This is a genomic window from Polluticoccus soli (genome assembly GCF_029269745.1).
Taxonomy (GTDB): domain Bacteria; phylum Bacteroidota; class Bacteroidia; order Chitinophagales; family Chitinophagaceae; genus Polluticoccus; species Polluticoccus soli.
In genome coordinates, this window is the sequence record NZ_JARJHT010000001.1 from 130922 (window position 1) to 156439 (window position 25518).

Annotated in this window: 33 protein-coding genes; 3 read left to right on the forward strand and 30 right to left on the reverse strand. The window is 46.3% G+C overall.

The window, feature by feature from the left end; translation table 11 throughout:
* Nucleotides 1-30 precede the first annotated feature (30 nt).
* Complete coding sequence (locus P2W83_RS00720; protein ID WP_276131756.1) at nucleotides 31-999, forward strand: T9SS type A sorting domain-containing protein; 969 nt, start codon at nucleotides 31-33, stop codon at nucleotides 997-999.
* Between the two features lie 45 nt (nucleotides 1000-1044).
* On the opposite strand, the gene P2W83_RS00725 is transcribed toward P2W83_RS00720, so the two are convergent.
* The 6 genes from P2W83_RS00725 to P2W83_RS00750 all read right to left on the reverse strand — a co-directional run bounded on the left by P2W83_RS00725 (nucleotide 1045) and on the right by P2W83_RS00750 (nucleotide 6534).
* Entirely contained in the window at nucleotides 1045-1824 is a 780-nt protein-coding gene (locus P2W83_RS00725) for an ABC transporter ATP-binding protein (protein WP_276131757.1), read from the reverse strand.
* 52 nt (nucleotides 1825-1876) lie between these two features.
* Nucleotides 1877-2830 (reverse strand): toxin-antitoxin system YwqK family antitoxin, encoded by a 954-nt coding sequence (locus P2W83_RS00730; protein WP_276131758.1) that lies wholly within the window; start codon nucleotides 2828-2830, stop codon nucleotides 1877-1879.
* A 2-nt stretch (nucleotides 2831-2832) separates the two neighbouring features.
* Nucleotides 2833-3252: an SMI1/KNR4 family protein gene (locus P2W83_RS00735; RefSeq protein ID WP_276131759.1), complete on the reverse strand. Its 420-nt coding sequence runs from the start codon at nucleotides 3250-3252 to the stop codon at nucleotides 2833-2835.
* Between the two features lie 10 nt (nucleotides 3253-3262).
* The gene (locus P2W83_RS00740; RefSeq protein ID WP_276131760.1) at nucleotides 3263-4891 is read right to left on the reverse strand and encodes an acyl-CoA carboxylase subunit beta; all 1629 of its coding nucleotides are present in this window, start codon (nucleotides 4889-4891) and stop codon (nucleotides 3263-3265) included.
* A 56-nt stretch (nucleotides 4892-4947) separates the two neighbouring features.
* Nucleotides 4948-5976, reverse strand: a complete 1029-nt coding sequence (locus P2W83_RS00745) for an isoaspartyl peptidase/L-asparaginase family protein (RefSeq protein WP_276131761.1) — start codon at nucleotides 5974-5976, stop codon at nucleotides 4948-4950.
* Between the two features lie 243 nt (nucleotides 5977-6219).
* Nucleotides 6220-6534, reverse strand: a complete 315-nt coding sequence (locus P2W83_RS00750) for a hypothetical protein (protein WP_276131762.1) — start codon at nucleotides 6532-6534, stop codon at nucleotides 6220-6222.
* 509 nt (nucleotides 6535-7043) lie between these two features.
* Here P2W83_RS00750 and P2W83_RS00755 point away from each other — a divergent pair.
* A complete protein-coding gene (locus P2W83_RS00755; protein ID WP_276131763.1) occupies nucleotides 7044-10007 on the forward strand; it encodes a M4 family metallopeptidase in 2964 nt (987 codons plus the stop codon).
* 154 nt (nucleotides 10008-10161) lie between these two features.
* Complete coding sequence (locus P2W83_RS00760; protein WP_276131764.1) at nucleotides 10162-11259, forward strand: DNA topoisomerase IB; 1098 nt, start codon at nucleotides 10162-10164, stop codon at nucleotides 11257-11259.
* Here P2W83_RS00760 and P2W83_RS00765 read toward each other — a convergent pair.
* From P2W83_RS00765 to rpsJ, 24 genes are all read right to left on the reverse strand, one after another.
* Nucleotides 11252-13033, reverse strand: a complete 1782-nt coding sequence (locus P2W83_RS00765) for a MutS-related protein (RefSeq protein ID WP_276131765.1) — start codon at nucleotides 13031-13033, stop codon at nucleotides 11252-11254. The two genes, P2W83_RS00760 and P2W83_RS00765, sit on opposite strands and share 8 nt — an antisense overlap.
* Before the next feature lie 46 nt (nucleotides 13034-13079).
* Nucleotides 13080-13916: a type I methionyl aminopeptidase gene (gene map, locus P2W83_RS00770; RefSeq protein WP_276131766.1), complete on the reverse strand. Its 837-nt coding sequence runs from the start codon at nucleotides 13914-13916 to the stop codon at nucleotides 13080-13082.
* An 18-nt stretch (nucleotides 13917-13934) separates the two neighbouring features.
* Complete coding sequence (gene secY / locus P2W83_RS00775; RefSeq protein ID WP_276131767.1) at nucleotides 13935-15278, reverse strand: preprotein translocase subunit SecY; 1344 nt, start codon at nucleotides 15276-15278, stop codon at nucleotides 13935-13937.
* Nucleotides 15279-15370: 92 nt separating this feature from the next.
* Nucleotides 15371-15817 carry a 50S ribosomal protein L15 gene (rplO, locus tag P2W83_RS00780; RefSeq protein ID WP_276131768.1) on the reverse strand — a complete coding sequence of 149 codons (447 nt, stop codon included), beginning with the start codon at nucleotides 15815-15817 and terminating at the stop codon, nucleotides 15371-15373.
* Nucleotides 15818-15878: 61 nt separating this feature from the next.
* Nucleotides 15879-16061, reverse strand: coding sequence for a 50S ribosomal protein L30 (rpmD, locus tag P2W83_RS00785; RefSeq protein WP_276131769.1), 183 nt, complete (start codon nucleotides 16059-16061; stop codon nucleotides 15879-15881).
* A gap of 43 nt (nucleotides 16062-16104) precedes the next feature.
* Nucleotides 16105-16623, reverse strand: a complete 519-nt coding sequence (gene rpsE / locus P2W83_RS00790; RefSeq protein ID WP_276131770.1) for a 30S ribosomal protein S5 — start codon at nucleotides 16621-16623, stop codon at nucleotides 16105-16107.
* A gap of 34 nt (nucleotides 16624-16657) precedes the next feature.
* Nucleotides 16658-17017, reverse strand: coding sequence for a 50S ribosomal protein L18 (gene rplR, locus P2W83_RS00795; protein ID WP_276131771.1), 360 nt, complete (start codon nucleotides 17015-17017; stop codon nucleotides 16658-16660).
* 106 nt (nucleotides 17018-17123) lie between these two features.
* A complete protein-coding gene (rplF, locus tag P2W83_RS00800; RefSeq protein ID WP_276131772.1) occupies nucleotides 17124-17678 on the reverse strand; it encodes a 50S ribosomal protein L6 in 555 nt (184 codons plus the stop codon).
* Nucleotides 17679-17772: 94 nt separating this feature from the next.
* Nucleotides 17773-18171, reverse strand: a complete 399-nt coding sequence (rpsH, locus tag P2W83_RS00805; protein WP_276131773.1) for a 30S ribosomal protein S8 — start codon at nucleotides 18169-18171, stop codon at nucleotides 17773-17775.
* 107 nt (nucleotides 18172-18278) lie between these two features.
* Nucleotides 18279-18548, reverse strand: a complete 270-nt coding sequence (rpsN, locus tag P2W83_RS00810) for a 30S ribosomal protein S14 (protein WP_276131774.1) — start codon at nucleotides 18546-18548, stop codon at nucleotides 18279-18281.
* A 19-nt stretch (nucleotides 18549-18567) separates the two neighbouring features.
* A complete protein-coding gene (rplE, locus tag P2W83_RS00815; RefSeq protein ID WP_276131775.1) occupies nucleotides 18568-19143 on the reverse strand; it encodes a 50S ribosomal protein L5 in 576 nt (191 codons plus the stop codon).
* Nucleotides 19143-19481 carry a 50S ribosomal protein L24 gene (gene rplX, locus P2W83_RS00820; protein WP_276131776.1) on the reverse strand — a complete coding sequence of 113 codons (339 nt, stop codon included), beginning with the start codon at nucleotides 19479-19481 and terminating at the stop codon, nucleotides 19143-19145. Before rplX ends, rplE begins: the two co-directional genes overlap by 1 nt.
* 63 nt (nucleotides 19482-19544) lie before the next feature.
* Nucleotides 19545-19913, reverse strand: coding sequence for a 50S ribosomal protein L14 (rplN, locus tag P2W83_RS00825; protein WP_276131777.1), 369 nt, complete (start codon nucleotides 19911-19913; stop codon nucleotides 19545-19547).
* A 12-nt stretch (nucleotides 19914-19925) separates the two neighbouring features.
* Nucleotides 19926-20195, reverse strand: coding sequence for a 30S ribosomal protein S17 (gene rpsQ, locus P2W83_RS00830; protein WP_276131778.1), 270 nt, complete (start codon nucleotides 20193-20195; stop codon nucleotides 19926-19928).
* 14 nt (nucleotides 20196-20209) lie between these two features.
* Nucleotides 20210-20422, reverse strand: a complete 213-nt coding sequence (rpmC, locus tag P2W83_RS00835; protein WP_276131779.1) for a 50S ribosomal protein L29 — start codon at nucleotides 20420-20422, stop codon at nucleotides 20210-20212.
* A 39-nt stretch (nucleotides 20423-20461) separates the two neighbouring features.
* Nucleotides 20462-20884 (reverse strand): 50S ribosomal protein L16, encoded by a 423-nt coding sequence (gene rplP, locus P2W83_RS00840; RefSeq protein ID WP_276131780.1) that lies wholly within the window; start codon nucleotides 20882-20884, stop codon nucleotides 20462-20464.
* A gap of 44 nt (nucleotides 20885-20928) precedes the next feature.
* Nucleotides 20929-21735 (reverse strand): 30S ribosomal protein S3, encoded by an 807-nt coding sequence (gene rpsC / locus P2W83_RS00845; protein WP_276131781.1) that lies wholly within the window; start codon nucleotides 21733-21735, stop codon nucleotides 20929-20931.
* Nucleotides 21736-21767: 32 nt separating this feature from the next.
* Nucleotides 21768-22130 (reverse strand): 50S ribosomal protein L22, encoded by a 363-nt coding sequence (gene rplV / locus P2W83_RS00850; protein ID WP_276131782.1) that lies wholly within the window; start codon nucleotides 22128-22130, stop codon nucleotides 21768-21770.
* 59 nt (nucleotides 22131-22189) lie between these two features.
* Entirely contained in the window at nucleotides 22190-22456 is a 267-nt protein-coding gene (gene rpsS, locus P2W83_RS00855) for a 30S ribosomal protein S19 (RefSeq protein WP_276131783.1), read from the reverse strand.
* A gap of 57 nt (nucleotides 22457-22513) precedes the next feature.
* Complete coding sequence (gene rplB / locus P2W83_RS00860; protein WP_276131784.1) at nucleotides 22514-23347, reverse strand: 50S ribosomal protein L2; 834 nt, start codon at nucleotides 23345-23347, stop codon at nucleotides 22514-22516.
* A 21-nt stretch (nucleotides 23348-23368) separates the two neighbouring features.
* Nucleotides 23369-23665, reverse strand: coding sequence for a 50S ribosomal protein L23 (gene rplW, locus P2W83_RS00865; protein WP_276131785.1), 297 nt, complete (start codon nucleotides 23663-23665; stop codon nucleotides 23369-23371).
* Between the two features lie 42 nt (nucleotides 23666-23707).
* Nucleotides 23708-24343 carry a 50S ribosomal protein L4 gene (rplD, locus tag P2W83_RS00870; protein WP_276131786.1) on the reverse strand — a complete coding sequence of 212 codons (636 nt, stop codon included), beginning with the start codon at nucleotides 24341-24343 and terminating at the stop codon, nucleotides 23708-23710.
* Between the two features lie 7 nt (nucleotides 24344-24350).
* Entirely contained in the window at nucleotides 24351-24968 is a 618-nt protein-coding gene (gene rplC / locus P2W83_RS00875; RefSeq protein WP_276131787.1) for a 50S ribosomal protein L3, read from the reverse strand.
* 103 nt (nucleotides 24969-25071) lie between these two features.
* Entirely contained in the window at nucleotides 25072-25377 is a 306-nt protein-coding gene (gene rpsJ, locus P2W83_RS00880; protein ID WP_012789286.1) for a 30S ribosomal protein S10, read from the reverse strand.
* Nucleotides 25378-25518: the final 141 nt, after the last annotated feature.

Sequence of the window (25518 nt, forward strand, 5' to 3'; positions counted from 1 at the left end):
ACGCTACCTCTCCTTTTCAAAACATTGCTTATGATCAGACTTATACTTTTTATCGTATTCCTTATTGGGACGCAGGCGCCAGCCGCCTTCGCACAACACATGATCGATGGAGACCCGGGCGATTCAACCACATTTACGTTTGAGATAAATGACTCGCTGATCCGTACAAAACACGTGGAAAGCATCGACACCACGGGTGCCTTGCTCTGGAAAATAGGCACTACTTCCAAAGCATTCTTTTCGGGAGGAAAAACCTCAGACTATGCTATTATGACGGATACGTCCAACTTCTATCCTATCAATGCCAACGACGCGTTCGTTTTAAAGTTTCAGCAAGGTGGCTTTTTCAACATGATCATCGGCTTCTGGCATAAGTACCAAACTACGTCGAAACATGATGGTGGAGTTGTAGAATATTCCACTGACGGCTTCAACTGGTTGAACCTACTTGACAGTTGCAATGCTGACACCATGTTTTGGATGGAAAGCGGCATCACGACAGAGAATTTTTACTCACGGAATGATACGCTTCTAAATGGTACGCCGGCCTTTAATGGCACTAGCAATGGGTGGCAATATTCACGCTTCCAGTTTTTCTACGGATTGCCAGTCAAAGGAACTTCTTATCCATGCCTGCCAACCGATTCTGCTTTCGTTCGTTTCCGTTTTATAAGCGATGATACGGTTGAATCCCTGGACGGTTGGATCATTGACAACATAAAAATCGAACGCGATATGTATAGCGCAGTTAAAGACATTAAACAATCTGGTGACATAACAGTATACCCTAATCCTACCATTAATGAGATCCTGATATATGCAGACGAAAAACGCTACACCAATGGCGTTCTTATTAATGCTCTGGGACAGATCGTGAAGAGAGTACCTATCTACGACAGCCGCACTAAAATTAATATCAAAGAACTTCCACCTGGAACTTATGTGCTTCAGCTTCGGGGACCGGAGGCCATTGCTGTTGAAAGGATCCTAAAGCAATAACTTTTGCTTTAGACAAAATAAGAAGCGGCGCTTACGCGCCGCTTCTTATTTTATGTGTCCTCTGTCTTCCATCATACTCATCTCCTTGGCCTTGGTCAGGAATTCGGAGGCAAAGATGAAGTCATTGAGTTGCTGGTCTTTGCTGTAGATAATGTCTTTATTAGAGCCCTCCCATTTTTTGTGGCCCTTATACATGTACACAATATGGTCACCGCTTTCCATTACGGTATTCATATCGTGGGTATTGATTACTGTAACACTATTATACTCTATGGTCAGCTCTTTGATAAGTTTATCGATAACCAGCGATGTTTGCGGATCGAGGCCGGAGTTGGGCTCATCGCAGAATAGGTATTTAGGGTTAAGCACCAGCGCGCGCGCCAGGGCAACCCTCTTCTTCATACCACCACTAATCTCCGCAGGATATTTCTTGTTTGCGCCTTCCAGGTTCACGCGGGCAAGTACTTCGTTTACCCTGGTACGCTTTTCAGCACGGCTCATTTTAGTGAACATGTCGAGGGGAAAACGCACATTGTTCTCCACGGTCATACTATCGAATAAAGCTGAGCCCTGGAACAGCATACCTATCTGCATACGAATATCCTTCAGGTCTTTCTCCTCCATGTTGGTGATGTCCTTGCCTTCATAGAGCACGTGGCCCGAGTCAGGATGTATGAGGCCGATCATGCACTTCATCAGTACGGTCTTACCGCTACCGCTGGTGCCAATGATGAGGTTTACCTTGCCCGGCTCCATAGCGGCAGACACGTCTTCCAGTACCACCTTCTCTCCAAAACTCTTACGAATATTCCTTAACTCTATCATTCAATCGTATATATAAATCAAAAATAGCATAATAAAACTATGCCTTCATTCTCTAAAATTTTATATCAAGCCTTCGCGTCGATTTCACAGGCCTGTTGCTTTCATCAAGGGCTGGTATCCAGTCCGGCATAGACCTCATTATCTCTAACGCAAGAGTATCAGCTTCCGGCTGTAACGACTGCACAACATCACTCTTATACATCTTACCGGTTTCGTCGAAGAATGCCTCGATATAGACCGTTCCTTTAACTTTCGGGTTATTCTCTCTAAACTCTTTATAACGGCTATCGTTCTCTACAAATATCGTGTATTGTCCATCGCCACCTGGAAAGGTCGGGTATTTTCTATCTGCACACCAGGCTGCATCTGAACCAGCCTCTGTGTAACATCTAACGGACTTCAATTTTCCATTCTTGTAGTGGTCTTGTCTCGCAATTGCTCCGTTCTTATGATACCTCACAACATCGCCGTGATAAATACCATTTTTATAGTTCGCGTAGAATGTCAATGTTTTTCCATCTTCGGCATACCACTTCCAGAATCCATTATATGCGCCATTCAATCTCGTCCCTTCACTTTGTTTCTTACCATTATCGTGATAGCTCACGAAATCGCCATTCCACTTGTCATCGCGCATTTCTCCTTCATATTCCTTTACCCCGCTTTTGTAATAACCTATCCAGTGTCCCTCACGTTTTCCGTTCTTATTATATCCTTCCGACTCCATCTGGCCATTTTCATGGTAAGAAATAAAGTAGCCATCTTTAGTCTTTAGATCTTTATCAAGATACTCAGCTACCAACAACGGCTGCGCAGTGTTGGCGAAATAATCAACAACCTGATATTTACCTGATGCCAGCTTCACAGCAGGTGGACGAACATAGGCAGCACTTTCAGAAGTTGAAACCCGCTTCCAGTCTTTATCAAAGAACACTGTATCAGTCTGCGCCTCACTATGCAAGACTGATAAAAGAAGTAACAAGATCAGGCTTATTCCTGTTTTCATATTTATACTTCAACCCTTTGCTCAAACAAACCTTCCACTCCACCCTCCAAAAACGCTGATAAAAAAGCCGTGATCTCACCAAAGCGCTTACCAGTATCCTGATCGTTCTTTATTTCATAACCATTTCCTTTACCCAGGTCAACGATCCAACAATCTGAATATATCATGTACTCGGCCAAATAAAACTGTCCCTTTTTCAGCTCCGAAGCATAATTCAACGCCTCAGTTAATGGAACGATCCTGAACATCCCAATGTCAAAGCCATCAGAGAGACTATACAATAGTTTCAGGTCATCGGGTAGCTCAAGTTGCATACTACGCTCAAAGAACTCTATGTCGCTTCGAGATGCCGGTGGATTAAAAATGGCACCATGTTGCACTTTTAACCCACCAATCAGTCTCATCATTTCTTCCGCACTCATACGTTCAGCTTTACACCTGAAACACACCGGTCTTAAACTCCTTCATATTCGGGTTGTGGTTGGCTGCGTTGATACCTTCTGATATTACGCGGCGGGTTTCTATCGGGTCGATGATCTCATCTACCCAAAGGCGGGCCGCTGCGTAATAAGCCGATGTTTGCGAAGTATAACGGTCTGTAATTTGTTTCAGCAGTTCTTTTTCTTTTTCAGGGTCTATCTCCTGCCCTTTCGATTTCAGCGCGGCCACTTGTATCTGTAATAGCGTTTTAGCAGCCTGCTCACCACCCATCACCGCTATCTTGGCATTAGGCCATGCATAGATGAAACGTGGGTCGTAGGCTTTACCGCACATAGCGTAGTTGCCGGCACCGTATGAGTTACCTATTACGATCGTGATCTTAGGCACTACAGAGTTAGCTACTGCATTCACCAGCTTAGCTCCGTCTTTAATGATGCCAGAGTGCTCGCTGCGGCTGCCCACCATAAAACCCGTCACATCCTGCAGGAACACCAGTGGTATTTTCTTCTGGTTGCAGTTCTGGATAAAGCGTGCTGCTTTGTCGGCGCTGTCGTTGTAGATAACACCACCCAGCTGCATTTCACCTTTACCGCTCTTCACGATCTTACGCTGGTTAGCCACTATACCCACAGCCCAGCCATCGATACGTGCATAACCGCACACGATGGTCTTACCATAGTCCTCTTTGAACTGGTCGAACTCAGAGTTATCTACCATGCGCTCGATCACTTCAACCACATCGTAAGGCCTTGAGTTATCAACCGACACCAATCCGTAGATCTCATTCGGGTCTTTCTTAGGCGCTGCAGGTTTTACGCGGTCGAAACCGGCGCGTGGCTGCTCGCCAATCTTATCCATGATGCGGCGCACCTGGTCAAGGCACTCCGCTTCTGTTTCAAATTTGTAGTCGGCTATGCCGCTGATCTCGGTATGCGTTTTAGCGCCACCCAGTGTTTGTATATCTACATCTTCACCAATCGCTGCCTTTACCAGGTAAGGACCGGCGAGGAATATAGATCCATTGCCTTCCACCATCAGCGTTTCGTCGCTCATGATAGGCAGGTAGGCGCCACCAGCTACACAGCTGCCCATTACCGCGGCTATCTGGGTGATGCCCATGGCGCTCATCTGCGCATTGTTGCGGAAGATACGACCAAAGTGTTCTTTATCGGGAAATATCTCGTCCTGCATAGGCAGGTACACACCTGCGCTGTCTACTATGTAGATCACCGGCAGATGGTTCTCCATAGCTATCTCCTGCAGGCGCAGGTTCTTTTTACCGGTTATCGGGAACCAGGCGCCGGCTTTTACTGTATTGTCGTTGGCTACGATCACACACTGCCTGCCGCACACGTAACCCAGGCCGGCTACCGTCCCTGCTGCAGGACAACCGCCATGCTCCTGGTACATTTCCCATCCGGCAAAGGCGCCTATCTCGGTGAACGTGCTGTCTTTATCGATAAGGTATTGTATACGTTCACGAGGCGTCATCTTGCCTTTCTCGCGTGCTTTCTCGATCGCTTTTTTACCACCGCCCAGGCTCACCTGCGCATGACGCTGCCTCACCTGGCTAACAGCCAGCTTCATAGCGTCTTCGTTTTTATTGAATTCCAGATTCATTACCGGTATTTAAGTGCCCGCAAAAATAGCTGTTTGGGGCTGAATTATTCGTCATATTAGTCCCTATACATCAATATCTCCTTCTCCCCGGTCGATTTGATATAGGCACGGTACATGCCGCTGGTATTGAAAGGCATGGTAATATTTCCTTCTTTGTCCACACCTATCAGCCCACCGTCGCCGCCCAGGGCAGGTAGTTTGGTCAGTATCATTTCTTTGGCGGCATCGTCCAGTTTCATGCCTTTCAGCTCTATGCGGTCGGCTACGGCTTTGGCCATACCTAGGCGGATAAAATACTCGCCCCAGCCAGTGCAGCTGATGGCGCATGTGTTGTTGTCAGCATAGGTGCCGGCGCCTATTATGGGGCTGTCGCCAATACGCCCGAAGCGCTTGTTGGTCATACCTCCGGTACTGGTAGCTGCGGCCAGGTTGCCTTGAGCATCCAGTGCCACAGCGCCCACTGTTCCGTATTTATGGTCGCGGTTCTCAGGATCGTTCACCGATTTCTTTTGTTTGATCTCGTTCAGCGAGTCGGCACGAATGGCGCCTTCCAGCGCGCGGCGGCTGCGTTCGGTGTGGAAATAGCTGTTGTCGACTATCGAACAGTGGTTCTGTTCCGCAAACAGTTCAGCCCCCCTACCGGCCATCATTACGTGTTTGCTGTTGTCCATCACTGCTCTTGCCGCACATATCGGGTTGCGTACGGTAGTGACGCCTGCTACGGCTCCTGCCTTCAGGGTTTTACCATCCATGATCGAGGCGTCCAGCTCACAACGGCCTTCGTGGGTCATTACAGCGCCTTTACCCGCGTTGAACAACGAATCATCCTCGAGCACCATGATGCAAGCCTGTACGGCATCGACCGATGAGCCGCCGCGCACCAATATGTTATAGCCAACGGTCAGGGCACGTTGCAGGCCCTCGGTATAGGCTTTTTCTTTATCCGGCGTCATATTGTTACGGGCTACAGAGCCCGCGCCGCCGTGTATCACAAGCACAAACTTGGCATCCTTGCCCACCAGTTTTGTTTGTGCAAAGGCAGGAAGTGTTACAACTGCTAATATGAATGTTAGGAGGTGTTTCATTTGTTACAATGTACGGAGTCTGAACCGCTGATTTTGTATGATTTTATTGATTTCGCTAATTACGTAGGTATTGACCATATTGTTTTTGTTACAGCGGGGGTGATGCAGACGGTTTTGAGATTACGTACCGGTGCATCTGTGCTGAGTTTGTGGGTGAAATTGTTACAGTTTGTTCATGAAATAATGTCTTTTCATTTGAATTCACGAGCTCGCTCACGCTCGGTTGTACCGGTCTTTGAACAACTACATTTCTTTGTTCGGCGGTAGTACTAATGCCCAACTTTTCAACCACCCCAGCTGGCAAATTCGCAAGCGAATTTGCCAGCGTCCCCTCCTCATCTGAGGAGGGGAGTTTGGGTGTTTGTTTTCCGCTCTGCGTTCCCGCACTATCGGTTCAATGCGTTCCCGGATATGCGGATAGTTGTATAGCCTGTGCCCTCCTATCCTCGCAGATGCAAGACTAGCTTTGGGATATGCAGTATGGTATGCCTTGGTTGGATCTTTGTGCTTCTGCATGCTGCGAATGAATACCTCGTGTTGAGGTTTCCAGTAGTTCATGGTTGATTGGGATTGAATAGGTTATTTACGGCACTAAATTTTCAATAACAAATATACAAAAAATAATTCATTATTTAGAAACATACCGACATTACCAACCAACAAAAAAAAAATCAGTAACAATTTCTTAAAACCTTTATTCAACCCTTCTCAAAAAAATAATGCTACCCCTAGTTATTGAAAATGAATTTCTTATTGTCATTTCTTAGAATAATTGGCAGAGACGCACAATAATATTTTTGATATTGTCGCTGGTGATGCTTTAGTTTTGTCATCAGGAAGTCATCATGAAAAAGGATTAATCATTTCTTCGAAAAGGGATAAACCGCCAAGTTTTTTATTAGAGAGTAATCACCCAGATTTTTTTTGAACGTAACCCAGTACGAGCAGTAAATTTTATTGAGCCGCGAGCATAGTGCGCTATGGCCTTAACCGAGATCGTATGCCCGGCAGTCAATGGTTTGCCTGTAGTAACCGTTTTCCTATTGTTTCACCATAAAACCAACACAATGAGAAGGAACCAGAAGACCAAAGGGTACCGACCAACACAGGTGTCCATTAAGTCATTGCTATTGGCAGCATGTCTGTCTGTTTCAATCCCGTCTTTTGCACAAGACAACCAAACAAAGGGGCGTGAGTATCATGGCAAGGAGGCGGGCGCCATCATCAACGGCTCCAGTTATGTACGCATGGCCGCCACCAGCCCCTACCCTTCGTTTGCGCGCATGGCGCCAACGGCACGATTGAAAACAGCAGACTTTCTACCATGGCTTAGAGAAAGCGTAAACACAAAAACACCTACCGAGTTCAAACTGCTGAAGCAGGAAAAAGACGAACTGGGCATTGATCACTATCGCTACATACAAACCTTTAAAGGCATTCCTATCGACAAAAGCACCTACATGGTACACTCGAAAAATGGCAATGTAACCTCGTTCAACGGGTTAGCGCTGGATCCACCTGCCAATCTTTCACCAACACCAACACTTACGGAGGTGCAGGGCCTGGAAAAAGCCAAGCAATTTATTGGCGCTAAAAGGTATAAATGGGAAGACGACTTTTGGACCAAAGACCTGCGCGACCGCAAGAAAGATCCGAATGCGACATACTATCCAAAAGCAGAACTGTACTGGTATGTGAACAAGGAGTTCAACAACTATCGCCTTGCTTACAGGTATGATATACATTCTGCGGACCCTGATCATGTTGTGCGTATATATGTAGATGCGCAGACAGGAGCCATATTGCAAACGTTGCCGCTGGAATCGAACTGCTCCGCAGCGTCTGTGAACACCGTTTTCAACGGTACGAAACCAATTAATACCGACAACTATTCCGGCAGTACTTACCGCCTGCGCGATAATTGCCCAGGGCACCCGGTATTCTATGTACGCGACTGGAACAGTGCGACCACAACGGCTAATGTTGTTGAAATAGAAAACACTACCAACACCTGGACTACTATGAACGAACGCTTTGGCGGTACCGTGCTTTGGGAATCAGAAAGGTGTTATCGCTATTATTTGAACGTTCACTCACGCAACTCGTATGATGATGCGGGCGGTGCAGTGAATGGCTATATCAATGCCATTTTCAGCTGCACGCCTCCACCAAACCCTTGCTATACTGCCAACAACGCGTCTATGTCGTTTGACGGCAGCACCATGAAAGTAGGCTTGAGCAATGCAGGCACGCTGGCCAACTCTTACGCTACTATTGATATCATAGGCCATGAATTTACGCATGCCGTTACCGGTTATTCATCCAACCTTGAATACCAGGACGAACCTGGCGGACTGAACGAATCGTTCAGCGATATATTCGGCGAAGTGATCGAAAACTGGGTATTTAGTTCAAACGACTGGCTGCTGGGTGAAGAACGTACTAATAAGCACATCAGGAGCATGTCAAACCCAAAATCAAAAGGTCAGCCTGATACTTATCTCGGGACTAACTGGTACACCGGTACCGATGACAATGGCGGCGTGCATACCAACAGTGGCGTACAGAACTTCTGGTTCTACTTACTGACCGTAGGCGGCACAGGTACTAACGACAACTCAGATAACTATGATGTATCCGGTATTGGTATAGGCGATGCACGCTCTATAGCATACCGCAACAATAACATGTACTTGAGCCAATTCTCGCAATATGCAGACGCCAAGGATGGTGCCATACAGGCAGCTATCGACCTGTACGGCGAATGTTCTAACCAGGTAAGGCAAACCACCAATGCATGGTATGCAGTTGGTTTGGGCGAGCCATTCTTCGATGCTGAGGTAGTTGTTACTTCCGACTATAACGGCCGCGATGTGTCGTGCAACAACGCTTGCGACGGTGCTGTGAATGTAGTTGTTACCAACGGTTCATCTCCAACTTTCGATTGGGACAATAGCGCATCGACAGCTCAATCGCGTACCAATCTTTGTCCCGGCACTTATACCGTAACCGTGACCAATGGCAATGCAGCAGCATGTACTGTTACAGCCAGTGCTACGATTGAAAACACACCGGATCTCGTTGTTACTGCACAAGTAACTTCTAACTACAACGGTTATGGCGTATCCTGCCATGGCGGCAATGATGGTACTGCCAGCAGCAGTGCAAGCGGTGGCACGCCACCTTATACCCGCCAGTGGAGCAATGGCCAAACCACCACAAACGCCACAGGATTATCAGCCACTACATACAAAGTAGTAGTGACCGATGCTAACGGTTGTAAAGATTCAGCCAGCGTGACCCTAACTGAACCACCCGCTCTTACAGTTGATGCAGGCTCAAACCAAACAGTGTACTGGGGTTATCCGGATTCATCATGTGCTACCCTTACAGCAACAGCAATAGGCGGTGGTGTACCTCCGCTACAGATCACATGGAGCAATGGTAATCATAATGCTTCAATGAGCGTATGTCCGACAACATCAACCGTCTACTATGTGACTATTTCAGATGCTAACGGTTGTTCTGCAACGGATAGCGTGAAAGTTTGCGTGATAGATGTAAGGTGCGGTAACCACCTGGATAAAGTAACCATCTGCCATAAAGGCCCGAACGGCTTCGTAACACAATGTGTTTCGCTCAACACAGTTGCCAACCACCTTGCAGGACATGACGACCAGTTAGCTGCTTGTGGTACAAACAAGGCCTGCAACTTCGACGGGGCAAAATTTGCCAACAACACGGTTCAGAATCCAATCGAAACAGTTTCATCTTACCTGGATGTTTATCCCAATCCTTTCAACGATCAAACAACCATCATGTTCAGGCTTGCAGCAAGCGAGCATGTTCAGTTGAAGGTATATGATGTTTCAGGAAAGGAAATAGCTGTGCTGTATAACGGAGCGTACAAAACAGGAGCTATAAAAGAAATAACCTTCAAGGGTACAGAATATCCGTCAGGTGTTTACTTCCTTACAGTAGAAAGTGATAAGGATGAAGACATGACGAAGAAAATAGTTATCACCCGGTAAACCCTACGTGCATGAAAGATAGCGCTCTTTGCTTTATAGCTCAGAGCGCTTTTTTATTCTGTAGTTTTTGCAATGCTTTAGCATTTGAGCTTTTGCATGTGTATCAGAGTATTAGCGCAAGGGCATGAAATTTTATGCATCCTGTAGCTGGATTATGGAAACGACGACAGGCATAAAATTGACTAAAAGAAAGTTAAAAGGGCTGGCAGGAGACACAGTAAAAAGCGCCGAAGCCGTGAACCTCGTGTATGTGTCAGACACGATGCCGGGAATAACAAGGATTAAAAAAAATGACGTATTCTACTACAAATACAATAACAAACAAATTACCGACAAAGCGGAGTTGCTCCGTATAAAACGGTTGGTAATACCACCAGCATGGGAGAATGTGTGGATATGCCCGATAGAAGATGGGCACCTGCAAGTAACAGGTACTGACAAGCTGGGCAGGAAACAGTATAAATATCACCCGGTATGGAATCAGCTCCGCAACCATACCAAATATTCGCAGCTGCAGGAGTTTGGCAAAGCGCTGCCTGCCATACGCGAGCAACTGCAAAAAGACCTTTCAAAACCGGGACTACCGCTGGAGAAAATGTTGGCCACTGCTGTTTCGATCATGCAGTGTACCTGTATCAGGATAGGCAATGCCATGTATGAGAAATTGTATGGATCATTTGGATTGACAACCTTGAAAAGTCAGCACGTCACTATCAAGGGCAGCGAAATAAAATTCAGTTTTAAAGGGAAGAAAGGCATCTTTCACGACCTGAAACTAAAAAGCAAAAAGCTGGCTAATATCATCAGGCAGTGCCTGGATATACCGGGCAAAGAATTGCTGCAATACATCAATGAAAATGGCGAACGCCGGTCGATTGATTCGGGGATGGTGAATAATTACATTCGCCAGATCAGCAACGGCAATTTCACAGCCAAGGATTTCCGGACGTGGGCGGGTTCATTGCATGCACTTGGCGCCTTCAAAGAAATGGGCATAGCTGAAACAGCAACCGCGATCAAGAATAATATTGTACATGCGTTGGATATCGTAGCCAAACAGCTGGGGAACACGCGCGCAGTGTGCAAGAAATACTACGTTCATCCAGCTATCCTCGACCATTATACCAACAAGACGTTGCACAAGTATTTGTCAAAATTCAGAGACCCCGAGTGTGGCAATGAGACCAGCCTGACTGCCGACGAGCAGATACTGATGAAGGTACTGGAAGCCGCGCCGGGCATAGTTATATAATATCCATCAGCCGCATTAAGACTGTCGCATTGTTTGATGTAGAACAACCGGCTTTGAGTTTGTAATCAAACCCAAGATGATCCTGCTCTACCCTGCTCTCAAAATGATAGTTGGATATTTTGCCATAGTGTGTTTGTTCAAGGTCGCAGAGGCCAGTGTCGTGGGTCGCAACGATGCCTATAGCATGGTGTGCTATCAGGCGTTCAACTATTGAACGCGTTCCCTGTTGCTTATCGGTTGAGTTTGTACCACGCAACGGTTCATCAAGCAAAATGAGGTACGGTTGTGTTTCGTCTTTTATTGCGTGCATGATGCGTTGCAGCCTGTTGAGCTCTGCCTTGAAATACGACACATCGTCCTGCACCGAATCAGAGATACGGATGGCTGTGTATATCCTTACCAGCGGCACCGTAAAGGCAGCTACGGGCACTGGCACACCAACGTAACTTAAAACAAGGTTGGCGCCTATCGTACGAATGAATGTGCTTTTACCCGTCATGTTAGCGCCGGTAAGTAAATAAAACCGCTCATTGATGCCGATTGTTGCATCATTGCCAATTGCAGCTTTAGCTGAGATGAGCGGATGCTTTGCGTCTTTAGCTATGATGGCGGTTTGTTCTGGGTTTATTGCCGGGTAATTGTTAGCGGGATGATTGAAGGCATACGTCGCAAGGCTTGCGTGTACATCGAAAATATCCACATAGTCGAATGCTGCACTGAGTAACTGCCTGTTTTGCGCACGCCATTTCTCGAGCTTCAGAAGGCAATAGATGTCGAACAGGAAGAACGAATTCATCAGCGGGCCGACCATGCCGTTTGCCCTGCTGTCAAACAGGTTTACCAGCTTGCGGAATTGCATGATCTCCGCCAAAGACTTTTTTGCCGCGACGCTACAACGTTGCAACATCTCGTTTTGAAAATCGCTTGATGCAATTACCCGTAACAGGCTGTCGTATTTGTCAATGAGCTTAGCACTACGACCGACCAGCAGGTGGTTACGTTTTATGTCTTTGGAATGAATACCGAGGATGGTCCAGTTAGCAACAAGAACCAGCAACAGGCCCAAATGAAATGTGCCCTGCATGATAGACAGCACAAAAAACACGATAGCAGCCAATGGAACTACCACAGAAGCGATCTTAAGGTATGGTTTGCTGATGAAACTATCCTCCAGCTCCATCCATGAGAGAATGTGCTCACGATCCTTGACACCTTCTTCGCCTGCAGCGCCTGTGATGCGGAAGCTTTGCAAGAGATCGGGATTGGAAGACAATTCTTTTACTATTGCCTGGCGTTGAGCTATCTCCTCTGCCGACGCATAAGGCGATTGCAACAGTTGTGCAAGCGCCTTATAACCACTGTGAGTTACTGATCGGCACAACATCTGGAACACAGAACCATCTCCGAATATGTCTAGGTCGTACGAATACGGGTGTGAGGCATCCATCAACTCTTTACCGGCGAGAAAAGCAGAGTGGTTTCCTTCTACCGCCTGCAATTCATCTTTGAGGAGCTTGATGTTGAGGAGTACAAGTTTGTGTTTGTCTTTAAAACCGCCATGTCTTTTCACCGTGTAGAGGAACGCGATAAATGAGCCTGTTACCGCCAGCCAGAAAGGAGCAGTATCATATTTGAAAGCGAAGTACACGATCACCAGCAAAACGCAGCCACTTAGCAGTCGTAACGTCGACAGGTTGTTGATCTGCTTTTGCAACGTGTTTGCCCGCGTTTCTTTGACCGATAGCTGGCCGGAATAGTATTCGAAGGGATTCATTAGCCGTAAAGAAAAAAGCCCCGAAATCGGGGCTTAAAATTAAGTTTTATGCGGTCACCTCGCTCTGGGTGTGATAAGAACTGTTTAATTCGGCATTTGCTTTTTCAGCAGCCTCTATCGGCGCGAAGTTTGACAGCGCCTCTCCCCTGTTCTTACGTACAGCAGTTGTATGCTCGTAGTGTACAGAAGGCTTGCCGTCGGCTGTTACCACGGTCCATCCATCTTCAAGGGTAAGGACCTTATGCGTACCGAGATTGATCATTGGCTCGATAGCCAGCACCATACCTTCTTTCAGGCGCTTACCATCGCCGCGGCGGCCATAGTTAGGTACTTGCGGATCTTCGTGCAGTTTCTTACCTACACCGTGACCCACCAGCTCACGCACTACGCCAAATCCATTCAACTTTGAAGTATGGTTTTCTACTGCATAAGAGATATCTCCTACACGGTTATTTTCGCGCGCTTCGTATACTGCTTTTGCCAGTGCTTCTTTAGTAACGCGCATCAGCTTCAGGACATCAGGAGCTACGTTACCTACAGCAAATGTATAGGCATGGTCTCCATAATAGCCGTTCATGTATACACCGCAGTCAACAGAAATGATATCACCGTCTTTCAGCACATAATCGCTGGGAAAACCGTGTACTACCACCTCATTCACCGAAATGCACAATGAATACGGGAACGGATTGTCAGCAGGACCGTAACCTTTGAAGGCAGGTACACCACCGTTGTCGCGTATCACCTGCTCTGCCATCTGGTCGATAGAGAGCGTAGTGATGCCCGGCTTTAAAAAGTTTGCCACCTCTGTTAAGGTGGCAGTAACTAATAAAGCACTTTTTCTTATTAACTCAATTTCGTCTTTCGTTCTAATATGTATCATAACAAACACTAAATCATATTACACAGAAGCTGTCGCCTGGCGGCCAGTGATACGACCGGTCTTCATCAGACCATCGTATTGGCGCATCAGCAGATGGCTCTCTATTTGTTGCAAAGTATCGAGGATAACACCTACACCGATCAGCATTGAAGTACCACCGAAGAATGATGCGAAACCGCTAGTGATACCCAGCAGGCCAGCTATACCAGGCATGATACCTGCGATAGCCAGGAACACAGCACCCGGAAGAGTGATACGATCCATAATAGTTCCGATATAGTCAGCAGTAGGCTCACCTGGTTTTACACCCGGGATAAAGCTGTTATTACGCTTCAGGTTATCAGCCATTTCAGTCGGGTTGAAGATCAACGCCGTGTAGAAATAAGTGAAAGCAATTACCAGTACCGCATATACTACGTTGTACCACAGGTTCTGAGGATTAGACATCGCCTTTACAAAACCTTGTGCAGTTTCGTTTTGTGCAAAGCCTACGATAGTTGCCGGAATGAACATGATAGCCTGCGCAAAGATGATCGGCATAACACCAGCAGAGTTCACTTTCAGAGGAATGAAATCGCGTGCGCCAGACACTTCTTTAGCAGCGTTAGTGCTACCAATGATGCGACGTGCATAGTTCAGAGGTATTTTACGAACACCTTGCGTGAGCAGGATAAGACCTACGATCACAGCAATGAAAACAGCAAGTTCTACCAGGAATATCAGCAGACCACCGCCGCCACCAAGGTTACGAGCAGCAAACTCCTGCAGCAGAGATTCAGGTAGACGGCCCAGGATACCCACCATGATGATGAGCGACACACCGTTACCGATGCCTTTGTCAGTGATCTTTTCACCCATCCACATTACGAACAGTGTACCAGCAGTAAGAACTACTACAGTTGACAACCAGAACAGGAATGGAGGGAATTCAGCTACGATAGCGCCGGCAGTTTGCGTACGCAGGTAAGCAACGTATGCGCTTGCCTGGAAAGCAGTTACCAGTACAGTGAGATAACGAGTGTATTGGTTGATCTTTTTGCGGCCGCTGTCTTCGCGTTGCATCTTAGCGATCTGAGGTATTACGATACCAGCCAGCTGCATGAAGATAGAAGCAGAGATGTAAGGCATTACACCCAGTGCGAAAATAGACGCACGGCTGAAGGCGCCGCCCGCAAACATGTTGAAAAGGCCAAGGAGACCTTCTTTACTGCCTTCAAGTGCTAAAAGGTTTGGGTTGATACCAGGCAGGGTTATATAGCAACCGATACGGTAAATAGCTACAAGCAATATTGTAAACAGGATACGCTTACGGAGCTCCTCAATACTCCAGATATTCTTGAGCGTTTCAATTAATTTCTTCACGTGAACTGTTGTTAATCAATCAAAAATGTGAAATGCGAATAAACGATAAAAGACGCACTTATCCAAATGCGTCTTTTCGTTTCGGGAATAATTTAGATGAGTTCTACTGAACCACCTGCAGCTTCGATCGCTTCTTTAGCTTTTCCGCTGATGGAGTTCACCTTGAACGTCATTTTGGTTTTCAGTTCGCCGTTACCGAGGATCTTAACTGCATCGGTGCGGTTGATCAAACCATTGATATACAGATTATCAAGCGAGAATTCTTTGATGTCGTATTTCTCAACCAGGAAATCGATCTGGCCAAGGTTGAATACTTTGTAGTCAACACGGTTCAGGCTCTTGAAACCGCGTTTAGGCATACGGCGCTGGATCGGCATCTGACCACCTTCGTGACCTTTCTTAGACTGATAACCGGTACGAGCTTGCTGACCTTTGTTACCTTTTGTTGCTGTTCCGCCATGACCGCTACCTTCACCGCGACCAATACGTTTGCCTTTCTGAGTAGCGCCTTCTGCAGGCTTTAAGTTGTGGAGTTGCATACTGTTACAATTTTTGAACTTGCGCGGAATGTAAAACCGCTCGCAAATCAGTTAAATAAAATTATTTTACTTCTTCAACCTTTACCAGGTGGTGTACGGTTTTAACCATACCAACGATCTGTGGGGTTGCTTCTACTTCAACCGAAGCGTGCATTTTACGCAGGCCCAGTGCCACCAGCGTACGCTTTTGGCGCTCAGGACGGTCGATGCCGCTTTTGGTTTGTGTTATTTTGATCTTAGCCATGACGCTATTAAAATTCAAAAGTTAAAATTCGAAATTCTAAAGATTACCCGTTGAATACTTTCTTCAGGTTGATGTTGCGGTGTTTAGCAACCTGTACTGGCTCACGCAGCTGACCCAGTGCAGAGAACGTAGCTTTTACCACGTTGTGCGGATTAGCAGAACCCAGAGATTTAGAAAGCACATCGGTGATACCTGCAGCTTCCAGAACTGCACGCATGCTACCACCTGCGATAACACCCGTACCGTGTGCGGCTGGACGTATCATCACCTTGGCAGCACCTTCTTTAGCTAACTGCTCGTGAGGAATAGTACCGTTCATTACCGGCACTTTGATCAGGTTCTTCTTAGCATCGTCGATGCCTTTAGTGATAGCTTCCTGAACTTCTTTCGCTTTACCCAGGCCATGCCCTACTACACCGTTACCGTTACCTACAACTACCAGTGCAGAAAAGCTGAATGCACGACCACCTTTTGTGGTTTTTACCACACGGTTGATAGCCACCACCTTTTCAGTCAGTTCCAGGTCTCCGGCTTTTACGCGATTATATTGTGTCTTCGCCATTATTATTCGAAAAAGAAAAAGTTAAACAATGTTATTAAAGTTTCAAACCACCTTCACGTGCACCATCAGCTACTGATTTCACACGGCCATGGTACAGGTAACCACCACGGTCAAACACACATACTTCGATACCCAGTGATTTAGCTTTCTCTGCGATAGCTTTACCTACCAGTACAGACAGTTCTGATTTAGTGCCTTTTTGAGCAGCGATATCTTTCTGGCGAGAGTTAGCAGAAGCAAGCGTAGTGCCTGTTGCGTCATCTATCAGTTGCGCATAGATATCTTTATTGCTGCGGAACACAGAAAGACGTGGCTTTTGTGCAGTACCGCTGATCTTGGTGCGGATGCGCCAACGAAGTTTCTGGCGGCGAATTACTTTTTGATCGGTTGACATTTTATTCAAATTTTACGGGCTTCCCGTCTTACCGGGAGCTACCGGAGTTTGTAATTTAAAAATTCCAACACCTCCCCTTTTACGGGGAGGCGGGAGTTAACTATTCTTATTTACCAGCAGCTTTACCAGCTTTGCGACGTACGATCTCATCAGAGTAACGCACACCTTTACCTTTGTACGGTTCAGGCTTACGCAGGCTACGTATCTTAGCAGCTACCTGGCCCAGCAATTGTTTATCTGTAGACTCAAGGATGATCCTCGGGTTTTGACCTTTTTCAGAAACTGTAGTGGCTTTGATCTCTTTTGGAAGATCGAAGATGATGTTGTGAGAAAAACCCAGCGCCATATCCAGTTGTTGGCCTGTGATAGCAGCACGGTAACCCACACCCACCAGTTCCAGTTCTCTTTTGAAGCCGTCAGTAACGCCTTTCACCATGTTGGCTACTATAGAGCGATACAGGCCGTGCATTGCACGGTGACGGATCTGGTCTGTAGGACGGGTAACGTTTACTTCTGTACCGTTAACTTCAACTTTAATATCGCGATCGATCGCTTCTTTCAGTTCGCCTTTCGGACCTTTTACAACGATTTCGTTTGCCGGAGTTACAGTTACTGTTACTCCTTGTGCAAGCGTTATTGGTTTTTTACCTATACGAGACATCGTACTTGATATTTATAATTAGTTTCAAAATTGGACTGACCGGTCAGCTTAGTATAGGCTCAGCTTAATGTATCAGCCCTTTAAGTTTATTCTATTAATAGATGTAGGCCATTACTTCACCACCTACGTTTTGCGCGCGTGCTTCTTTATCAGTCATTACACCTTTAGAAGTAGAAACGATCGCAATACCCAGACCGCTCATTACGCGACGGATCTCAGTAGGTTTAGCATACTGACGCAGACCCGGACGGCTTACGCGCTCCAGAGAGCGGATAGCTGGTTCTTTGGTGTTTGCATCATACTTCAAAGCTATCTTAATGAGGCCTTGTTTGTTATCGTCTTCGAATTTGTATTTCAGGATGTAACCTTTTTCGTAAAGGATCTCTGTCATACGTTTTTTAACATTCGAAGCAGGGATTTCCACGATACGGTGACGAGCCATTTGGGCGTTACGGATACGTGTCAGGAAATCTGCAATAGGATCTGTTACCATTTTTCTTTTTAAGTGTTTTGTAATAATTAATTTGTTACCGGTATCAGGAGGTCATCTCCCGACCTTGAAACGTTCTTTCCTTTCCCCGCAACCAGCGAGGCAGGGGTTTACCAGCTAGCTTTACGTACTCCTGGTATTTTGCCATCCAGCGCCATATCGCGGAAGATGTTACGGCAGATACCGAAGTGGCGCATATAGCCTTTCGGACGGCCTGTAAGCTGGCAACGGTTTTTCAGGCGTACTGGAGAAGCGTTCTTTGGAAGTTTATCCAAACCGGCGAAATCTCCTGCAGCTTTCAGCGCAGCGCGCTTTTCAGCGTACTGGGCAACCATGCGTTCGCGTTTGCGTTGGCGGGCTTTTACTGATTCTTTAGCCATTATTAGTCTTTATCTAAGATTATTGATTGTCTTTCTTGATATTTTTGAAAGGCATACCCAGCTCTTTCAGCAGTTCGTATGCTTCTTCGTTTGTACGTGCAGTAGTCACAAAAGTGATATCCATACCGCTGATACGAGCGATCTTGTCGATGTCGATCTCAGGGAAGATGATCTGCTCTGTAACACCCATAGTGTAGTTACCACGGCCGTCGAACGATTTTTCATTGATACCTTTAAAGTCACGAACACGTGGCAGAGTAATTGAGATCATACGATCCAGGAACTCGAACATGTTGTTGCTACGCAGTGTAACGCGGCAGCCGATAGGCATAGCTTTACGCAGCTTGAAGTTAGAGATATCTTTCTTAGACAGAGTTGGTACCGCTTTCTGACCAGAGATGTTAGTCATTTCGTTTACCGCATCGTCGATAAGTTTTTTGTCAGATACAGAACCTTTAACACCTTGGTTCAGGCAAACCTTAACCAGACGTGGGCACTGCATTACTGAAGAGTATCCGAATTTCTTCATCAGAGCCGGAACTACCTCTTCCCTATATTTTTTCTGTAAACGAGGGATATATGTTGTCGTTGCCATTATTTAACCTCCTCCCCTGTTTTTTTAGATATACGTACGAAATTTCCTTCTTTGCGCTCGCGCTTGATGCGTACAGGTGCTTTAGCTTTAGCATCCCACAACATCACGTTAGAGATGTTGATAGAAGCTTCTTCCTGCACGATACCACCCTGCGGGTTTTGAGCATTAGGCTTCAGGTGTTTAGTCACCATGTTTACGCCTTCGATCAGGACGCGGCCTTTTTGTGGATAAACGGCAATCACTTTACGTGGCTTGCTGCGATCTTTATCATCACCGGCAATAACAACTACGTTGTCGCCTTTCCTGATGTTGAATTTTGGTTGAAATCTACTTTTCACAATTATGGATTAAATCGTTTTTTCATGCCGCCCATTCTAACGGGCTGCAAAGGTACGATATTTTTACAATACTTCAGGCGCCAGGGAAACAATTTTCATGTATCCTTTATCGCGCAGTTCACGGGCTACTGGGCCGAAGATACGGGTACCGCGTGGCTCGTCTGAGTTATTCAGCAGTACAACAGCGTTGTCGTCGAAGCTGATGTACGAACCATCCCTGCGGCGCAGTTTGTGCTTTGTACGCACGATCACCGCTTTAGAAATTGAACCTTTTTTAACACCTCCGCCAGGGATAGCGTCTTTTACGGTTACAACTATCTTATCACCGATACCGGCATAGTCTTGTCCCGAATTGCCCAACACACGTATGCAAAGGACTTCTTTAGCACCGCTGTTGTCGGCTACATTGAGCCGGGATTCTTGTTGTATCATCTTTAAATAAGATTACTTAGCTTTTTCAATAATTTCTACCAGGCGCCAGCGCTTAGTTTTGCTCAGCGGGCGAGTTTCCATGATACGAACTGTATCGCCGATACCGGCAGTACCGCTTTCGTCATGTGCATGGAATTTTGTCGTTTTTTTAACGAACTTACCGTATATAGGGTGCTTCACCTTACGCTCTACAGCTACAGTGATGGTTTTAGTCATCTTGTTGCTGCTCACTACACCTATACGGGTTTTCCTACGTTTTCTTTCTGTCGTTACTGTTGACATTTATAAAAAATTTATTAGAAACCTAATGCTCTTCTACGCTGCTCTGTCTTCATACGCGCGATGGTACGGCGCAGCTGGCGAATTGTAAGCGGATTTTCGATCGGGTTAACTGCATGGCTGAAATGCAGTTTCTTTAAACGCACTTCTTCCTCGCCGATCTTTGCAGAAAGGGCTTGATCATCTATTGAACGATAATCTTCCACTTTCGCTTTTTTTGCCTTTGCCATGATAAAAACTATTTAATATTTATTTGTTAATAGCGTTGATTATGCACCAGCATAGTCGCGGCGTACTACGAATTTGGTTTTGATAGGCAGTTTCTGTGCTGCCAGTTCCAGGGCTTCTTTAGCTACCTGCATCGGAACACCGTCCAGTTCGAACATGATCAGGCCCGGTTTTACTACTGCTGCCCAGAATTCCAGGTTACCTTTACCTTTACCCATCCTCACTTCAAGTGGCTTGCGGGTAATTGGTTTATCCGGGAATATGCGGATCCAAACGTTACCTTCACGCTTCATGTGACGCGTCATTGCCTGACGAGCCGCTTCGATCTGGCGGTTAGTGATCCATTTTGGTTCCATCGCTTTCAGACCGAACGAACCGAAGGCTACAGTCGTACCGCGTTGTGCGTTACCCCTGATCCTGCCTTTATGCGCTTTACGATGTTTCGTTTTTTTAGGTTGTAACATTGTTACAATATTTTATAAAGTTGCTCTACGAAATTTTATTTCTACTAGCGGCGTCCACCACGACGGTCACCACCCTGATTGCCACCACCGCGACGATCTCCACCGCGACGATCTCCACCACGCTCGCGGTCTCCACCACGCTCACGGCCACCTTCTGCCCTACCTTCGCCACCGCGACGTTCGCCGGCGCTAGCTGAGAAGTTTGGATTCAGATCACGGTTACCCAGTACTTCACCTTTGCAGATCCATACTTTGATACCGATCTTACCATATACGGTCATTGCGTATACAGAAGCGTAGTCGATGTCCATACGGTAAGTATGCAATGGAGTACGGCCTTGTTTGTATTCTTCAGAGCGGGCAATTTCAGCACCACCCAGACGACCACCTACTTTAATTTTGATACCTTCAGCACCCATACGCATAGCGGTAGAGATAGCCATTTTCAGCGCACGCTTGTAGCTAACTCGGCTTTCAAGCTGGCGGGCGATGGTCTCCCCTACGATAGTTGCATCCAGTTCCGGACGACGGATCTCCATGATGTTGATCTGAACGTCATCTTTATGAGTAAGCTTTTTCAGCTCTTCTTTAATACGATCTACTTCCGAACCGCCTTTACCTATGATGATACCAGGCTTAGAAGTATGGATGGTAATGATCAGCTTACCCAGGGTACGCTCGATAACGACGCGTGATACGCCACCTTTATTGATACGTGCGTTCAGGTAAGTGCGGATCTTATGGTCTTCAACCAGCTTCTGGCCGAAATCCTTCTTCTCGCCAAACCACATTGAGTCCCATCCGCGGATGATGCCCAACCTGTTACCTATAGGATTAGTTTTTTGACCCATTCGTTGTTATATTATAGGAATGTTTTAAAAAATTATGCGTTTACGTTTTGTGATGCACGGCTGTCAACCATGATAGTAACATGGTTGCTACGCTTGCGCAGCCTGTATGCACGGCCTTGCGGAGCAGGGTTCATGCGTTTCAGGGTGCGACCACCATCAACAAAAATTGTTTTAACGTACAAATTGGCACTGGCCACGTCGACACCTTCATTCTTCACTCTCCAGTTAGCGATTGCACTAAGCAACAGCTTTTCCAGAGGTACTGAAGGATGTTTGGTGCTGAATTTCAACGTGTTCAGCGCTTTTTCTACATCCATACCACGCACCAGATCCGCCAGCAAGCGCATTTTGCGGGGCGATGTAGGATAGTTACGTAAACGAGCTACAGCTTCCATTGTATTATTTATTTCTTTGCGGCCTCGCCAGAAGACGGACCAGATGTTTATTTACTTAATTATTTACTGCCACTATGGCCTTTAAAGTTACGCGTAGGGGCAAACTCACCCAGTTTATGGCCTACCATGAATTCGGTAACATATACAGGTATGAACTTATTGCCATTGTGTACGGCGAAAGTTGCACCTACGAAGTCCGGCGTGATCGTAGAGCGACGGCTCCACGTTTTGATTACACCTTTCTTTGTTTTGCCATCAGCCATCGCTGTGATCTTTTTCTCCAGCTTAGCGTCTACGTACGGGCCTTTTTTAATTGAACGAGCCATTGATTGACTTTTTATTTTGTTTCCTATCCCCTTGCGGAGACCAGGTTCAATTTATTATTAGAGTTTCTTACCGTTTCTGCGTTGAATGATCAGCTTGTTAGAGCCTTTGGTCCTGCTACGTGTTTTTTCACCTTTAGCATATTTACCAGTGCGGCTACGTGGGTGACCACCAGAAGAACGGCCTTCACCACCACCCATTGGGTGATCCACAGGGTTCATCGCTACACCACGGTTACGTGGGCGGATACCTTTCCAACGGTTGCGACCTGCTTTACCCATAGACTGGAGCGCGTGATCGCTGTTTGATACTGTACCAACAGTAGCCATGCAAGTGCTCAGCACTTTACGCAGCTCGCCCGATGGCATTTTCAGTACGCAATATTTTTCTTCCTTAGCGCTCAGCTGAGCGTAAGTACCTGCAGAGCGTGCCATAGAAGCACCACGGCCAGGCTGCAATTCGATATTGTGAACAACGGTACCCAAAGGCATGTTTTTCAGCAACAGAGCGTTACCAACCTCAGGAGCTACTGAATTGCCGCTTACTACTGTAGCGCCAACTTCCAGGCCTTGAGGGGCAATGATATAACGCTTCTCACCATCTGCATAAACCAGCAGAGCGATGAATGCTGTACGGTTTGGATCGTACTCGATAGTTTTAACCGTAGCCGGTACATCTTTCTTATCGCGTTTGAAATCTACCAGGCGGTACATTTTTTTGTTTCCGCCACCGATGTAGCGCATAGAGCGACGGCCCTGCGCGTTACGGCCACCAGTACCTTTAATAGGCTCCAGCAGGCTTTTTTCAGGCTCATTAGTGGTAACCTCAGCGTATGCGTTACCTATTCTCCAACGTGTACCGGCTGTTACCGGTTTATATTTACGAAGTGCCATTTTCTAGTTCTTTTTTTCGATTTATATTGAGAATAAATCTATCGAATCGCCTTCTGCAAGCGTTACCACTGCTTTCTTATAAGAAGGTTTGATACCTTTTATGAATCCGGCTTTGGTGAAGCGGGATTTGAGTTTACCTGGAACCACCACTGTATTCACGTCGTTCACTTTCACTCCGTAAAATTCTTCTACAGCTTTCTTGATCTCCAGTTTGTTAGCTCTTTTGTCTACTACGAAGGTGTAGCGACCGCTACGCTCCATCTGGATGTTAACCTTTTCGGTCATCACCGGGCTTACCAAAACGTCAGCTGGTTTCATTTGTTATATTATTTCGAGTTACGAAAAATTCGTTATTACTAATTATGCTTCTTGTGCTACCGGCTCGCTGAACAGTTTTGCAGCTGATTCAGTGAAGATCACTACCTGTGCATTCACCAGGTCGTAAGTGTTCATGTCGCTCAGTACCATTGTCTTGTTCCTAGACAGGTTGCGGCTGCTCAGGTATACGTTCTGATCGTATTCCGGAAGCACGAACAGAGATTTCTGTCCAGCTTGCTGCAGGCTACCCAGCATAACTGAGAAGTCTTTTGTCTTAGGAGCGTTCAGTTTCAGATCTTCTACGATCACCACTTTGTTCTCGCGAGCCTTGTGTGCCAGAGCTGACATCTTAGCCAGGTCTTTCACTTTGCGGTTCAGCTTGAAACCATACAGGTGAGGAATAGGACCGTTCACTGTACCACCACCTTTATAAAGAGGGTTACGGATGTTACCTTTACGGCTACCACCTGTACCTTTTTGGCGGTGAAGTTTCTTAGAAGCACCGTGCACTTCTGCACGAGTCTTTGTCTTATGCGTACCCTGGCGCTGTGCAGCGAGGTATTGCTTTACTGCCAGGTAGATGCAATGGTCGTTTGGTTCGATATTGAATATATCGTCCGGCAGTTCTACCGTGCGGCCGGTCTTTTCACCTTTGCTATTTAAAACGTCAACTTGCATGACTTAATTAATTCTGAATTAAAACAATAGATCCGTTATGTCCTGGAACCGAACCGCTAATCAATATGTAGTTCTGCTCAGGGAATACCTTTACAACGCGGAGGGCTTTAACCTTAACGCGGTCACCACCCATACGGCCTGCCATGCGCATACCTTTGAATACGCGGCTAGGATATGATGAACCACCGATAGAACCCGGAGCGCGTTGACGGTCGTGCTGGCCATGTGAAGCCTCGCCCACACCGCTAAATCCGTGACGCTTTACAACACCCTGGAAGCCTTTACCTTTGGTAGTACCTACAACAGATACTTTGTCACCTTCAGCAAAGATCTCGCAAGTGATAGCTTCACCAACTTGTTTATCTATGGAACAGTTACGTAATTCTTTTACGATTGACTTAGGCGTAGTATTTGCCTTAGCGAAGTGATTGATAAGCGCCTGAGGAGTGTTTTTCTCTTTAGCCTCGCCGAAAGCGATCTGCAGCGCATCATAACCGTCGGTATCCACGGTCTTCTTTTGTATAACCACACAAGGGCCAGCTTCGATAATGGTGCAGGCGGTCTGCTTTCCATTCGGCTCAAAAACGCTGGTCATGCCGATTTTTTTACCAATAATACCTTTCATTTTCTTATATTTTAGTTTAGCGCCCGGCTCTTAATGTGTGGACCGGGATAAACTGTTTATCAAATTTTTAAAGAACGTCTATTCTTCTTGCTCCTTCGAGCTGTTACGCTTTGATCTCTACTTCAACACCGCTTGGCAAATCCAGCTTCGAAAGCGCGTCTACTGTACGGGAAGAAGAAGTGTAGATATCCAAAAGGCGCTTGTGAGTGCACAGTTGGAACTGCTCACGAGCTTTTTTGTTAACGTGCGGCGAGCGCAACACTGTAAAGATCTTCTTCTCTGTTGGCAAGGGAATAGGGCCTGTAACCACTGCTCCCGTATTGCGCACAGTTTTAACGATTTTTTCTGCAGACTTATCAACCAGGTTGTGGTCGTAAGATTTCAGCTTTATTCTGATACGCTGTGACATACTTATAAATATCTTCTAACCCGTAAAATTTGGGACTGCAAAGGTAATGAGTAGTTTTTATACAGCAAAATATTTTGAGAGGAAATTTTAATAGATTGCTTTTGCTGCGCGAAAGAGGGTCAAAAGTATGGATTCTAGAGG